Raw genomic sequence first — 14824 nt, forward strand, 5'->3', positions numbered from 1 at the left:
CATCAGGTGGGTCATTTCGGCGCGAGGAGCGAGTGTCACGTGGCGCGGACCAGGATGAACGGCGTTCCGCGTCGGAGTTGGCCCATGGGATTGTCGGCAAGTACACGCTTGAGCGTCGTTGCCGGCAAAGACCTGCTGGACACAGCCCGGATCGAGCCGCCGAAGTCGTTGATGTCGGCGATGGCGACGCCGTTGCCAAGTTTTGTCTGGAGTTCGTTGCACAGTTCGGCCGCTGCGGCTGGGTGGAATGGCGGGAGCAGTCGGTCCTGATACGGCGGGCATCCGCCGTCGATCTGCCGTGCCGGGTCGCCGGCTATCCGGTAGAAGGTGCCCTGGACACCGAACAGTCTGGTCACCGCCGCCGCGACCGCCGCGGAGTAGATTCGAGGTCTGCCGACCGTGTCCAGCACCCACTGCATCTTGGGCGGGATGGAGAGTCCAAGCGTGTCCTGGTGGGGCCGGACGAACCGGGCAAGCAGCCTGGCATCCCACCGCGGTTGGAAATTCTCCACCGGTAGCGACCGACCGGTGAGGAGAAGAGAAACCGTCTCGCTCACCACGACCGTGTCCCCGGGGTGGCGGTCGCAGCCGTACTCGAGGAGTACTGCGACCAGGTCGTCGTGCTCGTCGAGCCAGCGAGTCCGAACGAGGTTTCGCAGGTAGCGACGACCGTCCACGGTGACCGCGCTCGATTGAACTGCTTCTTGGCCGACTGCCATTTGTTACACCTCATACAAGGAGTAGTCGTTTCCAGCGGCAGCCTAAGTACTGCACGTTACATGGGGCCGGAGAGTCCAATGAATCGGCGATTTCGTAATCTCCAGCGACTCTTTTTGCATGGCCGACGTCGGCAAATATGCAGAGCATTATTGGGCCCGGTCCCTTACTTTCGCGTCAGATACACGGCGCGAATTGGCACGACGTTAATCGACATAAAGACCATCCACGGCGGCCCACAGCGCCGCGCCGAGTTCGCATCTCGGCAGTTTGAGTCAGGCGCTATCGGAAAGTGCATAGAGGTGACATCGATGGCGGCGGCGTTGCGGGTCGGCGTACCGGGACCTGCGGGCGGGTTCGCGCGTGACCTGGCATGCGTTCAGGTCGAATCGGAATGACGACAACCCGCAGAGCCGTGGTCCGCGCTACCGCGCTCATCGTCGTACTGACCGGCCTCAGTCAGATGCTCGGCTTCGCCCGCGACGCTGTGATGGCGGCAGTGTTCGGCACATCAGCTTCGGTCGACGCCTTCCTGGTGGCGCAGGGCCTCATGAACCTTGTCCTCGGGCTGATAACGGGCGCCATGTCGCGCGCCATCATTCCCACCGTGTCCCGGGCCGCGGACACGAGCGACTCTCGCGGCGCCCAGCAGACCGTCCAGGTGGCCTTGACCGTCACCATGTCGGTGCTGCTCGCGGGGTCCGTCATCATGTTCGTCGCGGCAAGGCCTCTGCTGACGGTTCTCGCATCGGGATTCGACTCGGCGGCCATGGACGAAGGGGTCCGGCTCACCAGGATCGTGCTGCTCGCGACGTTGTTCATCGCCGCCACGAACCTCCTGGCGGGAGTCGCCCAGGCACACGGCCGGTTCTTCTGGGCGGGCCTTCAGGGCATTCCGTTCAACGCCGTCATGATCGCCGCTGCGGCTCTCTTCGGTGCGAGGTTCGGGGGTGCCGCGCTCGCGGTCGGGTTCGTGGCCGGCTCGGCGGTCAGGTTGGCCTTCCAGCTGCCTGCCGTCCGCGGCATCGGGCTGTCCCTGCGGCCGTCGCTGCGCATCCGCGACCCTGGTTTCCGCGAGATGTTGGTGCTCATGCCCCCGCTTGTGGTGGGCAACGCTCTCCTGAACTTCAACACGATCGTGGACCGCGCGGTCGGATCGACCCAGGGCGCCGGGACGATCGCAGCGCTCAGCTACGGGTGGCGGGTGGTCACCCTGGTCGAGGTGGTGGTCGTCACCGCGTTCACGACCACGTTGTTCCCGGCTTTCAGCACGCTCGGGACGCCGGAGCGGAGGAAGCAGCTCCGTCGGGCAACCGACCGCGTCCTCGGTGTGGTCATCGTCCTCGTCAGCCCGGGCGTGATCCTGCTCGCGGTCGCGGCAAAACCCATCGTCGTCCTGCTTTTCGCTCGCGGGAACTTCGACGCGCGTGCGGTCTCCCTCACCACCATCGCCGTCGCGACGTACTCGGTCTCCCTCGCCGCCCTCGCTGTGCGCGAGGTCGTCGCGCGAACCTGCCTCGCGATCGGCGACAGTCGCACCCCCGTATGGACGGGTTTCTGCGCGATGGCAGTCAACGTGGTGGGTGACCTCACACTCGGCCTCCACTTCGGCGTTACAGGTCTGGCGTTCTCGACCTCGGCGTCGATGCTCCTGGCCGCGACGGTGCTGAGCGTGCTGACCGCCCGCCGGCACCGGGCGGTCGGGATGCGTGTGCTGGGACGAACGACACGCGATGTCCTCGCCGCTTCCGCAGTCTCAACCGCCGTCTGCTGGCTTGTCATACGGGAGATGCCGGTGCGCGATGCCGTACATGCTCTCCTCGCCCTGGGGACCATGAGCTCGGTCTGCCTGGCGTCGTACATCGGGATCCTGTATCTCCTCCGGACACCGGCTCTGGCCGATATCCGGGACAGCCTGTCCCACCTTCAGATCAAGTTGCCATCCAGGTGATCGGCAGGCGCAGCCCGGTGACCGAGCCAGTGGCATCACACCCGAGGCAGGAAGATGTCTCGACTAGCGCTGGTGCTGGTCCGGATCGCGTTTGAGGCGGTCCTCGATCCAGCCGAGCAGAATCAACAAGGCCGCAACGCCAACGGTGAAGCCGACGAGCAGCTCGAGGATGTTGTCGAAATCGTTCCACATCTCAGCGACCCTTCAGCCGGCCCGACCGCCTGAGTTCGACACCGGAACCTGGGCGGGCGGACGGGGGCCACCCAGCAACCCTGGCACGCTGTCGAGCATCCGCCCCTGGTTCCCGGAGCTCGGCCGCCACGTCGATCGGGTCTGACACGATCGGGTCTGACACGCTCAGGTCCGACACCCTGGATCTCCTGTGCCTGTGATGGTGAAGGTCCCCGTCGGTCCACTGCCGCCGGCCAGCGTAACAGCCAACTGTTACGTTCGTTACATGCAGGCCGACGCGAGTGAGCAGAGCTGGCTCCTGGTCAGCGTGTCCACAGGCAAGATCGCGAGCCTACGGGTCCACGTCTGGCGCAACCTCCGCAAGCTCGGCGCGGTCTACCTCCAACAGTCGGTGTGCTTGCTGCCCGACCTCCCCCACGTCGCGAAGGTGGTCGCCCGCCTGGAAGCCAGAGTCCGCGCGCAGGGCGGACACGCCCGCGTCCTCCGAGTCCACCTCGACGATCCGGCCGAGCACGCGGGACTGGTCGAGGAACAACGCTCCGGCCGCGACGACGAATACGCAGAGGTCCTCCAGCGCGTACCCCAGTTCCTCACCGAGATCGAGAACGAGACGGCGCGAGGCAGAGCCACCTACACCGAGGTCGAGGAGTCCGAGGCCGACCTCGAACGATTCGAACGCTGGCTCGCCGCCATCCAGACTCGTGACTACTTCGACGCGCCGGCCGGCACCAAGGCGCGCGCGGCAGTCGAGCAGTGTCGACAGGCACTCGCCGACTTCGAAACCGCCGCCCTCCGGGCCGACACCGACGACACCGACGACACCGACGACACCGCCCCAACCGCAAGCCGCGACCGGGCCGAGGCCACACACCAGCAGCCGGCCGCGGCGACCCACGATTGACCAGGACGGAATCTCACGTGTGGATCAACATCGCCATCGGGATCGGCATCGCCCTACTCGTCACCTGGTTGCTCCTCATCGCCGCACTCGCCGTCATGCGCCCGAAGGGCTCACTGCTGACCGAAGCGCTGCGCATCCTGCCCGACCTGCTCCGCCTGCTTCGCCGACTGACCACTGACCCCGACCTGCCACGCGGCGTCCGGATCCGGCTCACCCTGCTGATGGCCTACCTGGCCCTGCCCATCGACCTCATCCCCGACTTCATCCCCGTCCTCGGCTACGCGGATGACGCCATCATCGTCGCCGCCGTACTCCGCTCTGTCGTTCGTCGCGCCGGCATCGACGCCGTACGCCGACACTGGCCCGGCACCGACGACGGCTTCACCGCCCTGTGCCGCCTCACCGGAATCCCAACCCAGTCCAACGCGGCCAACCCGCCCCACCCGACCGACCGCCGGGTTAGCCTGGACAACGAACCCACCTGACCAACCACCCAGCGCGCATCAGTGCGGGTGGGCTCATTCGTCTGCGTCCAACGCCTCCTATTCGGACGGCAGCGGCGCGTCCTGGTTGGTCATGGCGTCCTGAGCCTCGGGATAGCGGGCGCCGACGATCTGGATCTGGTCGGCCGCAGCACGCAACTCGGCGAGCTGTGCCTCACTCAACTCGACTGCCGCCGCGCCCACGTTCTCCTCCAGTCGCGGCATGCGCTTGGTTCCCGGGATGGGCACGATCCACGGTTGCTGATGAAGCAGCCAGGTCAGCGCAAGCTGGGCCGGGGTGGCGCCGGTTTCCGCGGCGATCTTGTTGAGGACGTCGACGAGCGCGAGGTTGGCCTTGAGGGCCTCGCCCTGGAAACGCGGCGTCCTACCCCGGAAGTCGCTGTCGGCAAAGGTCGTGGTGCCATCGATGCTGCCGGTGAGAAATCCCTTGCCCAGCGGGCTGTACGGCACCAGGCCGATCCCGAGCTCGGCCAGCACGGGAATCGTGTCATGCTCGCGCTCGCGCCACCACATCGAGTATTCGCTCTGCACCGCGGCGACCGGGTACACGGCATGGGCGCGACGCACGGTGGCAGCCGCCGCCTCCGACAGCCCGAAGTGCGACACCTTGCCGGCGTCGACCAGTTCCTTCACGGTGCCGGCAACATCCTCGATCGGCACCTCGGGGTCGACCCGGTGCTGGTAGTACAGGTCGATGTGGTCGGTACGCAGCCGAGCCAGCGAGTTGTCGACCGCCCGCCGAATGCTTTCCGGCCGGCTGCACAGACCGCCCGGCTCCACGCCGTTCTCGGCAAAAGCGAAACCGAACTTCGTGGCGATCTTCACCCGGTCCCGCACCGGTTCGAGAGCCTCGCCGACAATGTCCTCGTTCGCGAACGGTCCGTACACCTCAGCGGTGTCGAAGAACGTCACGCCGAGGTCCACCGCGCGCCGGATCAGCGCGATCGAGTCCTCTCGTGACGGGCCGCCGGCATTTCCGTAGGCGCCGGTGAGGCTCATACAGCCCAGCCCGATCTCGGAGACCGTCAGGCCGGCGCCGAGTGTTCGTAGATCCATGGGAATTCCCTTCGAGTCAGTCATGCAAGCGGGAGGCGCCGAGTCGGCTGCAGTTCACGACTGCTCATCCTTCACCGGTTCGGCGGATGGTTCGGCGGTTGTTGGTGGGGTGATCTCGTTGATCGCGGCGATGGCGTTCAGCGATCGTGGGTAGCCGATGAACGGCAGCAACTGGGTGACGACCTCGATCAGCCGAGCCCGGTCGTTGCCCACGTTCCGGTTGCCGCGGACGTGTCCCTTGACCTGCTCGTCGCAGCCACCCATGGAGATCAGGAAGGAGAAGGTGACCAGCTCCCGGGTGGGCAGGTCCAGCCCGGTTCGGGTGAGGTGATCTCCGAAGCAGTTTCCGGACAGGTAGCGCTGGATGTGGGCCAGGTCGGCCGGCGCGTTGGCATACATGGCGTCCACCGCGTCGTGGCCGACGATCTCGCCCTGCACGTGGCGGCCTTTTGCCAGCCGATCCTCGGGTGTGGTCGTCGACTGCCCCGGCAGGGGCAGCTCGATCCCGCGCTCGGTGAACACCTCGTTGGTCGCGTGCAGGAAGTCGAACACCTTGCCCATCCCCACGTAGGGGACGGCCTGGTAGACGATCTCCTTGATCTGCACCGGCGTCACCCCGACCGTCAACGCAGCACCGGCCATGACGCGGTACTCGCGCACCGCCTGCCCCGCGATCAGCGCGGCGAGTTGCACGATCAGGCGGATGCCGACGTCGAGGGTGCCGTGGTGGACCACCTCGTCGAAGGCGAAGTTGTCGAAGTACTCGACCAGCTCCGGATCGGTGGTCGCCAACGTGGAGACGTGGCCGGGGAACAGCTGCTCGTGGTTGCGGCGGGCGGCCTCACTGATGGCCATCTGCACAGTCCTCCTCAGCTCAGAATCCGGCCGGCTGCTGTGGCACGTACGGCTCCTCGAGGGCGGCGATCTCCTTCTCGGACAGCTGCACGTCAAGCGCCGCGGCCGCGTCGGTCAGGTGATGCGGCTTGGTGGCGCCCACGATCGGAGCGGTGACCACCGGGTTCCTCAGCACCCAGGCCAACGCGACCTGCGCCATCGGGATCCCCCGCGCCTCGGCGATGCGCTGCACGCCGCCGATGATCTCTTCGTTGCCGTCGCCGAAGAACCGCTTCCCGACCGGATCGACCTCGCCGCGGGTGGTGCGGTGCTCCCCGTACGGGCGCGCCAGCCGCCCCTTGGCCAGCGGCGACCAGGGAATGGAGCCGACTCCCTGGTCGGCGAGCAGGCCGAACATCTCCCGCTCCTCCTCCCGCTGGAGCAGGTTGTACAGGTCCTGCATCGCCACGAACCTGGTCCAGCCGTTGAGCTCGGCGGCGTACTGCATCTTGGCGAACTGCCATGCCCACATCGAGGAGGCGCCGAGGTAGCGGGCCTTGCCGGCCTTGACCACGTCGTGCAGGGCCTCCATCGTCTCCTCGACCGGAGTGCTCGGGTCGAAGCGGTGGATCTGGTAGAGGTCGACGTAGTCGGTGCCCAGCCGGCTGAGGGATGCGTCGATCTGCTCCATGATCGCCTTCCGTGACAGCCCGGAGCCGCCGGGACCGTCGTGCATCCGGAAGTGGACCTTGGTGGCCAGCACGACGTCCTCGCGGCGGGAGTACGTACGGATCGCCTTGCCGGTGATCTCCTCCGAGCTGCCGAGCTGGTAGACGTTGGCGGTGTCCCAGAAGGTGATGCCGAGCTCGACGGCCTGACGGAAGAACGGCCCCGCTTCCTCCTCACCGAGGGACCACTCGCTGAAGCCGCGGTGCTCACCGAAGCTCATGCAGCCCAGGGCGATGCGGCTGACCTTCAGCCCCGAAGTGCCGAGGCGGGTGTATTCCATGAGGCGTCCTTCCGGTCCGGTGTAAAGCCGGTATTGACATGTCGTACTCGATCAGGGTCGGAGCAGGGCCTTGATGGCGCGCCGTTCGTCCATCGCGGCGTACGCATCAGCGACCTGCTTCAGGGGCAGCTCAAGGTCGAACACCTTGCCCGGCTCGATCTTTCGGGTGAGCACCCGGTCGAGCAGATCGGGCAGGTACTGCGGCACCGACGCCGGCCCGCCCTTGACGCCGACATTGCGGAAGAACGTCTCGGGGACGGGCAGCTCGACACCGTGCGGGACGCCGACGACGCCGACCATCCCGCCGGGCCGGACGGAGCTGGCCGCCTGGGTCATCGACTCCGCAGTGCCGACGGCCTCGCAGACGGCGTCCGCGCCGATTCCGCCGGTGAGGTCCATGATCGCCGCCACGCCGTCGTCGCCGCGGTCGGCGACGATGTCGGTGGCGCCGAACTCGGTGGCGAGCTTCTGCCGGGACTCGTGCCGGCTCATCGCGATGATCCGGTCGGCACCGAGTTCACGGGCGGCGAGCACCGCGGACAACCCGACGGCGCCGTCGCCCACCACCGCGACCGTCGACCCCGGACTCACCCCGGCGGTGACGGCCGCGTGCCAGCCGGTGCTCATCACATCCGACAGCGCCAGCAGGGAGGGGATCAGATCGTCGTCGGGCTGGTCTGGGGTGGCGAACAGGGTGCCGTCTGCCTGCGGGATGCGGATGAACTCCGACTGGCAGCCGTCGAAGCCGGTGGAGTTCACGCAGGAGAACTGGAACCCGGCGCGGCAGTGCGGGCAGGTGCCGTCGGAGGCGTAGAACCCACCGACGACGAACTGGCCCGGGCGCAGAGTCGACACCTGTCCGCCGACCTCTTCCACGATCCCGACGTACTCGTGACCGTAGGCACGGGGCCCGCCCAACTGGTCGATGCCGCGGTAGGGCCACAGATCCGACCCGCACACACACGTCGCCACCGTGCGGATGATCGCGTCGGTCGGCTCAATGATCACCGGATCAGGCCGGTCCTCGAACCGGACGTCCCCGGCGCCGTACAGGATCGTTCCACGCATGAGCAGTCATCTCTTTTCATCTCAGGCGGCCGACAGGGCCGCCGCTCGGTTCTCGTCCACCCGTTCATCGGCGTCGTCCACACAACCTCATCGAGGCTGTCTCAAAGGGCCCTGGCACTTCTCAGCGAACCTGCCCAGGCATTGCAGTCGTGCTTCTTCACCAGCGGGGCGATGTCCACACCACCGAGCCGGTGGGGCCGAGGAGCGGTTGGAGTTCATGGCCGGCCGCTGGGCGGCCGACCTCGGCGAACCGGCCCAGGATTCGGCGGAGTCCGGCGGTCCGCCGATGGATTCGGACGGCCGCATCGGTGCCGGCCCGCACGGGCGCCGGCACCGCCACATCGGCCCCACGCCTGGATACCGGGGCGGCCAGAACGTCGTTGTCGATCATGAGTTCCTTGTGCGTCGTTCGTCGCTGTCTCCGGGCGGACATCTGTCGACGCGGACAATCACGTCGGTCTACCCGGTTGACGCCAAGCAAACCCGGAGCGCACCCAACGAGGGAGATCCTGGCTATCCAGGTACTGACAGGGCCCCTCACCCACATTTGCGGCCTGTAGCTTCGCGCAGTTGACCGGTCGCCCTGCGCGACGGGTGCCTGCAGCGCGCATGCAGCCTCTTTGCGGTCGGATCCCCAGTCGACGGCGGCGAAGACCGGGCTGGAAGTGCCCGTCGTTCGGGGTAACGGCGGTACCTCCTTGACTGCGGGGAAGCCGCCTACCCTGGGGCCATGGGCGAGATCGACCACCGCGCGGAGGTCCGCGAGTTTCTGAGCACGCGCCGGGCGCGCATCACCCCCGAACAGGCAGGACTGCCCGCCTACGGCGGCAACCGCCGGGTCAAGGGGCTACGCCGCGAAGAGGTCGCGATGCTCGCCGGCGTCTCCATCGACTACTACGTTCGGATGGAACGGGGCAACCTGTCCGGGGCGTCCGAGGGCGTACTGGACGCCCTGAGTCGCGCACTGCAACTGGACGAGGCCGAGCGAGAGCACCTCTACGCCCTCGCCCGCACCGCGGAGCCCGGCCCTCGCCCCCGCCGGTCACCGCCCACCACGGTGCGGCCGGCCGTACAGCTGGTGCTCGACGCGATCAGCGACGCGCCGGCGTGGGTGCGCAACGGCCGGCACGACATCGTGGCGATGAACCGTCTCGGCCGCGCCCTCTACGCCCCCGTCCTGGCCGACCCGCGCCGCCCGGCCAACACGACCAGGTTCCTCTACCTCGACCCAGCCGCACGGGACTTCTTCGTCGACTGGGACCGCGTCGCCAACGACGCCGCCGCGATGCTGCGCCTGGAGGCCGGGCGAAACCCGCACGACCGCAAACTCATCGAACTGGTCGGCGAGCTCTCCACCCGCAGCGAGATCTTCCGCAGGCGATGGGCCTCCCACGACGTGCAGTACCACCGCAGCGGCCAGAAGCGGCTACGGCACCCGGTCGTGGGGCAACTGGACCTGAACTTCGAGTCGATGGAACTGCCGTCCGAACCCGGCCTGACCCTCAACGTCTACACCGCCGCACCGGGCACCCCCACCGCCGACGGCCTGAAAGTCCTTGCCAGCTGGGCCGCCACCCAGGACCTTGACCAGCCGCAGTCGACGACACCTCAAACGTGACGGATCATTCGTACGGAACATCCTCGTTCTGCGACGTTGCCCAGTTGGTCACGACGCCAGGCCCAACCGCCCGCACCTTGAAGTACAACTCCGCTGAACCTTCCCAGACCGGTTCAGAGTCTTCCACCTTGCTGTGCTTGACGACAGCATTCAAGCCAATTGTGTTCGGCCCGACCTGACTGAGTGCCGGCCCTACCTGAAAACTGTCGTCGGCATACACGGTATCGTCGCCGAACGTGTCATCGTCCATAACTCGGACCTGCAACTTCATGGAGTTGTCGCCGAGCTTGCGCCTATCCGCTTCCGTCATGATGAGCGTTGTGGCGCCTACAAGGTTGACGTCGTCTTCGACCTTTCGGGGCTCGACATACTCCCAGGTCCCGACAAGCTTGGCCATGAGTTATGTCTCCTGTCGTCTCGGCGCAACCCGCGATGGGCTGAAGAACAAGCCTCTTGACGAAATCGATTCGTACGTACGCGATGTCGCCACCGTATTCAGGGTCTCCGGCCAACTACGCGGCCGTGAATCATTTCAGGTTACGCCTGCCTCAGCACAGGGAGTACCCCCGAATTGACTACCCCATAAGTATCCTTCGGTGGACCACCGGACCACCGAAGTGACGATTGTCGGGTGCGGGCCGAGCACTCGGACCCTGAACTCTGCACCAGACCAGCTACTTGACCTTCTTGAGGTAGCCGCGCGGGTTCAGCGTCATCAGGAACTTGTGCTTCGACTCGTCGATCTCGAAGTCGCCGTTCTTCTTCATGAACTCGTCGATGGCTTCCCAGGGACCTGGGCCGTACGTGGTGTCGACGGGATGGCCGTTGATATTGGAGTCCTCGACGATGAGGTAGGAGCCCGTGCTCACCACGTCGTGCCACAACCGCATCTCGTCGAGGACATGCCGTTGGGAGTGGTCGGAGTCGAGGATGATCAGCGTCTTGCCGCCCTCGGGCAGCATGGCGAGCACTTCTTTCTTGAGCGCAGGGTCGGTCGACGACCCGATCAGGAAAGTCAGGCGTGGGTGCACGAGGCCGCCGGTGCGGGACTTGATGTCGATGGAGACGACGCGGCCGCGGCCCATGGTCTCGCACATGTCGGCCAGGAAGTAGCCGCTGCCACCGAACGCCGTGCCCGTCTCGATGATCAGGTCGGGCTGGACCTCGTGCATGATCTCCTGGTAGAGCCACACGTCGAGGGGGCACTTCCAGATCTTGACCCCGCGGTAGTACGTGTTGTGCCAGGTCGTCCCCTTCGCGCCGTAGTAGATCCGGTGAAACTGGTCGATCACGGCCCGGCGAAGTCGCTTCGACGGGCGAATTCTCCCGGTGCTGCGGTCCCACAACTGTTCGAGCGCAGCGGCCACGGCTTCGATGTGCTCTGGCGATGGGCTGTCGTCGACCGGACCGCCGGCGACCCGGGAGATCGCCTCGAGCGCCTGACGCCCGGTCTCGGCTCCCTTTCCGCGCTTGGCCCGACGGGCCAACGTCTGGACTCTGTTGATGGCCAACGAGTCGACTCGGGCGATCACGGTCCGGCGTAGAACTGAAGCACTCCGTCCGCTGCTCACTTTGTCGTTCCTGATCAGTCCGCGCATCCCGTGCCTCCCACAAGCCTGTTGATTGATCGCACACGGTAGATGCGACAGGTCTCTGGTGAAAAGCCCAATGTGGGAGAGACCGCGACCCACCGGCTGACATGCCGATCTGCAGCCCGCCGGTCGGCGACCGGTCGGCAGCATCCGCCCGGCCGCGGAGACCAAGGGCACACCGGCGGGGACGCGTATGACGGTGCGAGACGAGCATGGGTGGGGTGGGGTGTATTGGGTGACGGTTATGCACGAGCACCGCAGAGCTGGCGTGGGAGGAACCTTGATGCGCTCGGTGCTGAGTGAACTGGCAGGCTTGCCCGTCGTGTTGTGCGCCACCGCGGCAGGTCCCGTCACCACGCCGTCGTGCCGATGAGCACTCCGGCCAGCGAGGAGAAGAGCCGTGAACCATCAGCTGCGCAGGGGCTCGGACCTTGGGTGTGCCGACGGTACGTCGAGCGGGCAAGGAGCGCTGCGCGTGACACGCGAGCCCGCCAGGTGGCGGGACAAGTGGCGCGCGTACCGGATCCTGGTCGACGGGGTCCAGGTCGGAAAGGTGCGACGGGGCGAGTCGACCACTGTCACGTTGACTCCGGGAACCCACCACGTCCGGCTCCGTATCGACTGGTGCACGAGCCCGGAAGTGTCGGTCGACATCACCGCCGGCGAGCAGTCCGAGCTGGAGTGCGGTCCCGCGCGTAGCGAACTGGGCAACGCACGGCAGATGCGCGAGGCCCCGGACACCTACCTGTGGCTTCGTCCGGCGGCGGTGTGACGCCTGACACCTGATCAGCCGCTCACGCTGGTACGGCACGCTGTGGCGTACGCTCCAGCGTCCACCGCCGGTCGCCACCCTGATCAGGCGTCGTGACTCTCTAGCACTCGGTGAGGAGGTCGTGTGGGGAGAGTCCCGTGTAGCGGCGTACGGTGCGGTAGCACTGGGCGTAGCTGCCGAACCCCGCGGCGAAACCGGCTTCTGTCATTGGCATGCCCACGGGGTGGGCGATCAGCTCGCGAAAACGCCGCAGGCGTTGCTTGTTGCGAAAGTCGGTCATCGACTCGCCGAGTTGTTGCTGGAACAGCGTGCTCAGCCACGGACGGCTGACACCGCAGCGGCCGGCCAGCGCCTCCAGGTCGTTGGCCTCGGCGTCGCCGGAATGGTCGAACAGCCATCGCGCTGCGAACTCGACAGCCGGATGCAGGTGTTCGCCGGTGAGTGCGAGATCGGCACTCTGGAACGCTCGCCAGCACTCCGACAGCAGCCATGCCAGCCCGATCCGATGCCGCTTCGTGGACATGCCTGGATCGTCCAGTTGCGCGAAAAGCCTCGCCAGCTCACGGGTTTCGGACCTGCCGGGTACGCGGACCAGCGTCTCCTCCGGCGACTCGTGCAGCCACGCGGCCGGAGGGCCGGCGCCGTCGGCCGCAGGTGTGGCGTTCGAGGTGACCAGCGCGGGACAGAACACACCGATCCACATCTGCAGGTCGGCCGACCGGTTGATCAGCCGATGCGGCTGGCTGGGCAGCAACCAGCACAGGCCATGCCGCGGAAGGTGAACCCGGAGCCCGGCGACGAGGTACTCCGCCCACCCATCCAGGACGAGGTTGACTTCGAGCTCGTCGTGCCGATGATCCCGGCGCATGGCGGGTACCGCCCATGCCTGGTGCAGGCTCGTCCAGCCCTCCCGGTCCGGCGCGATCCGCAGATCGGTGGCGGGTTGGAGCTCGGCCGCTGCGCGTACCGGCATAGTGAGCTCACCTGACCAGATGCAATAAAAGCAGAACGAGCGGTAATGCGGAGAGGCCTTGGAGCATGTCAACCTGTTGCGGAAGCCAAGCGGCTCCATCCGTTCGGAGGTTACCAGATGACCACAGTGGCCAACGCCGACGTCGTCTCGCCCAGCGGCCAAGAGCTCACGCGGCAGGAACGCGACTACCTCTTCGACGTCAACGGTTACCGCGTCCTACCTGGTGCGCTCAGCGGAGAACAGCTGCAGGCGATCAACGCCTGGGTCGACGCACAAGACCCCAGCACCCTGCGTCCAGGCGAATGGATCGGCGACGTCGAGGTGCACACCTACGGCGCCGAGGATGGCGTCAACTTCCAGAACATCATCGAGGGGGGACCGGCCTTCGAGGAGCTGATCGACCACCCGTCATGGATCGACGAGGTACGGCGCTACATCATCTCCGGCGCGCACCAGCAGTTGCGGATCGACGAGTGCTTCCTGAACGTCCGGCGCAGCGGCGGCTACATCCCGATCCATTCCGGCGGCGACAACGTACGGTTCACCGGGCTGTTCCGCTGGCACAACGGCAACTGGGCGGTCGGCCAGATCAACATCCTGATGGCGCTGACCGACATCGGTTACGACGACGGCGCGACGACGATCGTGCCGGGCAGCCACAAGGCGCACAGCGTGCATCCGCACAGCAACTGGACTGCCGGACACAGCGCGGACCAGGCGATCGGCATGCGGGAGGTGCACCTGCGCGCCGGTGACGCACTGATGTTCACCGACGGGATCTGCCACGGTTCGATGCCGCGTACGAATCCGGGCGAGCGGCGGGTGCTGATCTACCGGTACGCACCGCAGCTGCTCGCGCCCCGCATGAACTATCTGCCGACGGAGGAGCTGATGGCCCGCCTGACTCCGGTCCGCCGCGCGATCGTGATGCCGACGGCACCCCGGATGCGCCCTGGACGGACGTTGGCCGCCGAAGCTTTCCCGCACAACGCGGTCGGCGGCTGAGCGTCAACCATCTGCGGCACAGTTTCGTGACCCTGCTCCGGTAGTCCAAAGCAGCTCCAAACCATCTCGCGAAGTGGGATGATCACGCGATGAAGGCACCGCGTAGTGGCGCATCCCAGGCGACCTGGATCGTCCGGGCCGTAGCTGTGGCAGTGATCGGCTGGGTCGTCGTCTTCGCCGTCGCAGGCAGGTGGGCATTGCGCGGTGGTGAGTTCCGCGAGGACCGCGAGTCGTTCCGTGGCAACCTGATGCTCGAGGACGGTATGCCGGTGGCGCTTCCCGTGAACCTGCCCGCGGGCTACCAGGTGCCCGACGGCTACGGGAACGGCGGGCCCGCCGACGGGCCACCTGACAGCACATCGCTCAGCTTCCCTCCCACCGACAAGGCAAAGGCCAAGGACCACCTCCGAGACGTCGAACTGTGCGCTGAGCACGCGGCCGAACACAGCGGCGGCTGCCCCACCGATATCGGTGGAACGACGATCGTGCGGACGGTCGACGGGGTACGGGTGCGCATCACCCTGCGAGACCACAACGAGGCCAACCGGATCGCCTGGCAGAAGGTGCCACTCACCACAGATCTCGACATGGTGTCCTGGCTCTACTAGCGCGGGCCCGCTGGGAGACCAGCGC

General features: G+C 66.6%; 18 protein-coding genes. 8 read left to right on the forward strand and 10 right to left on the reverse strand.

The genetic code is table 11. The features are described from left to right. Positions 1-35 precede the first annotated feature (35 nt). Positions 36-560, reverse strand: a complete 525-nt coding sequence (locus F4554_RS29505; RefSeq protein WP_337796248.1) for a hypothetical protein — start codon at positions 558-560, stop codon at positions 36-38. Between the two features lie 551 nt (positions 561-1111). On the opposite strand from F4554_RS29505, the gene murJ reads away from it, so the two are divergent. Continuing rightward, entirely contained in the window at positions 1112-2668 is a 1557-nt protein-coding gene (gene murJ / locus F4554_RS29510; protein WP_179790871.1) for a murein biosynthesis integral membrane protein MurJ, read from the forward strand. A 63-nt stretch (positions 2669-2731) separates the two neighbouring features. Here murJ and F4554_RS33315 read toward each other — a convergent pair whose 3' ends face one another. Beyond that, positions 2732-2860 (reverse strand): hypothetical protein, encoded by a 129-nt coding sequence (locus tag F4554_RS33315; RefSeq protein WP_272955921.1) that lies wholly within the window; start codon positions 2858-2860, stop codon positions 2732-2734. Between the two features lie 265 nt (positions 2861-3125). Between F4554_RS33315 and F4554_RS29515 the strand changes: the two genes are divergently transcribed. Together F4554_RS29515 and F4554_RS29520 are read left to right on the forward strand one after the other, a co-directional pair. Beyond that, positions 3126-3761: a Chromate resistance protein ChrB gene (locus tag F4554_RS29515; protein WP_179790872.1), complete on the forward strand. Its 636-nt coding sequence runs from the start codon at positions 3126-3128 to the stop codon at positions 3759-3761. A 17-nt stretch (positions 3762-3778) separates the two neighbouring features. Next, entirely contained in the window at positions 3779-4246 is a 468-nt protein-coding gene (locus tag F4554_RS29520) for a YkvA family protein (RefSeq protein WP_337796249.1), read from the forward strand. Positions 4247-4303: 57 nt separating this feature from the next. Here the strand turns inward: F4554_RS29520 and F4554_RS29525 are convergent, their stop codons facing one another. The 5 genes from F4554_RS29525 to F4554_RS29545 form a co-directional block, all read right to left on the reverse strand. Further along, a complete protein-coding gene (locus F4554_RS29525; protein WP_337796250.1) occupies positions 4304-5344 on the reverse strand; it encodes an aldo/keto reductase in 1041 nt (346 codons plus the stop codon). A 30-nt stretch (positions 5345-5374) separates the two neighbouring features. Then, positions 5375-6175, reverse strand: a complete 801-nt coding sequence (locus F4554_RS29530; RefSeq protein ID WP_179790874.1) for a carboxymuconolactone decarboxylase family protein — start codon at positions 6173-6175, stop codon at positions 5375-5377. A gap of 19 nt (positions 6176-6194) precedes the next feature. Further along, a complete protein-coding gene (locus F4554_RS29535) occupies positions 6195-7163 on the reverse strand; it encodes an aldo/keto reductase (protein WP_179790875.1) in 969 nt (322 codons plus the stop codon). Between the two features lie 51 nt (positions 7164-7214). Next, positions 7215-8231 (reverse strand): zinc-dependent alcohol dehydrogenase family protein, encoded by a 1017-nt coding sequence (locus F4554_RS29540; RefSeq protein ID WP_179790876.1) that lies wholly within the window; start codon positions 8229-8231, stop codon positions 7215-7217. Positions 8232-8388: 157 nt separating this feature from the next. After that, positions 8389-8622: a hypothetical protein gene (locus F4554_RS29545; protein ID WP_179790877.1), complete on the reverse strand. Its 234-nt coding sequence runs from the start codon at positions 8620-8622 to the stop codon at positions 8389-8391. A gap of 339 nt (positions 8623-8961) precedes the next feature. Here F4554_RS29545 and F4554_RS29550 point away from each other — a divergent pair, with 339 nt between their 5' ends. Further along, positions 8962-9849, forward strand: coding sequence for a helix-turn-helix transcriptional regulator (locus F4554_RS29550; RefSeq protein WP_179790878.1), 888 nt, complete (start codon positions 8962-8964; stop codon positions 9847-9849). 4 nt (positions 9850-9853) lie between these two features. Here F4554_RS29550 and F4554_RS29555 read toward each other — a convergent pair whose 3' ends face one another. After that, entirely contained in the window at positions 9854-10246 is a 393-nt protein-coding gene (locus tag F4554_RS29555; RefSeq protein WP_179790879.1) for a hypothetical protein, read from the reverse strand. A 277-nt stretch (positions 10247-10523) separates the two neighbouring features. Further along, positions 10524-11336, reverse strand: a complete 813-nt coding sequence (locus F4554_RS29560; RefSeq protein WP_202889519.1) for a CmcI family methyltransferase — start codon at positions 11334-11336, stop codon at positions 10524-10526. A 253-nt stretch (positions 11337-11589) separates the two neighbouring features. Between F4554_RS29560 and F4554_RS34205 the strand changes: the two genes are divergently transcribed. Together F4554_RS34205 and F4554_RS29565 are read left to right on the forward strand one after the other, a co-directional pair. Then, entirely contained in the window at positions 11590-11814 is a 225-nt protein-coding gene (locus F4554_RS34205) for a GNAT family N-acetyltransferase (RefSeq protein WP_420360766.1), read from the forward strand. Between the two features lie 102 nt (positions 11815-11916). Next, complete coding sequence (locus tag F4554_RS29565; protein WP_179790880.1) at positions 11917-12213, forward strand: hypothetical protein; 297 nt, start codon at positions 11917-11919, stop codon at positions 12211-12213. 100 nt (positions 12214-12313) lie between these two features. Here the strand turns inward: F4554_RS29565 and F4554_RS29570 are convergent, their stop codons facing one another. Continuing rightward, positions 12314-13186, reverse strand: coding sequence for a helix-turn-helix transcriptional regulator (locus F4554_RS29570; protein WP_179790881.1), 873 nt, complete (start codon positions 13184-13186; stop codon positions 12314-12316). A 117-nt stretch (positions 13187-13303) separates the two neighbouring features. Between F4554_RS29570 and F4554_RS29575 the strand changes: the two genes are divergently transcribed. Next, positions 13304-14191: a phytanoyl-CoA dioxygenase family protein gene (locus F4554_RS29575; RefSeq protein WP_179790882.1), complete on the forward strand. Its 888-nt coding sequence runs from the start codon at positions 13304-13306 to the stop codon at positions 14189-14191. Positions 14192-14280: 89 nt separating this feature from the next. Continuing rightward, complete coding sequence (locus F4554_RS29580; protein ID WP_179790883.1) at positions 14281-14799, forward strand: hypothetical protein; 519 nt, start codon at positions 14281-14283, stop codon at positions 14797-14799. Positions 14800-14824 lie beyond the last annotated feature (25 nt).

It is taken from the genome of Actinopolymorpha rutila (assembly GCF_013407855.1).
In the GTDB taxonomy this organism is placed as follows: Bacteria; Actinomycetota; Actinomycetes; order Propionibacteriales; family Actinopolymorphaceae; genus Actinopolymorpha; species Actinopolymorpha rutila.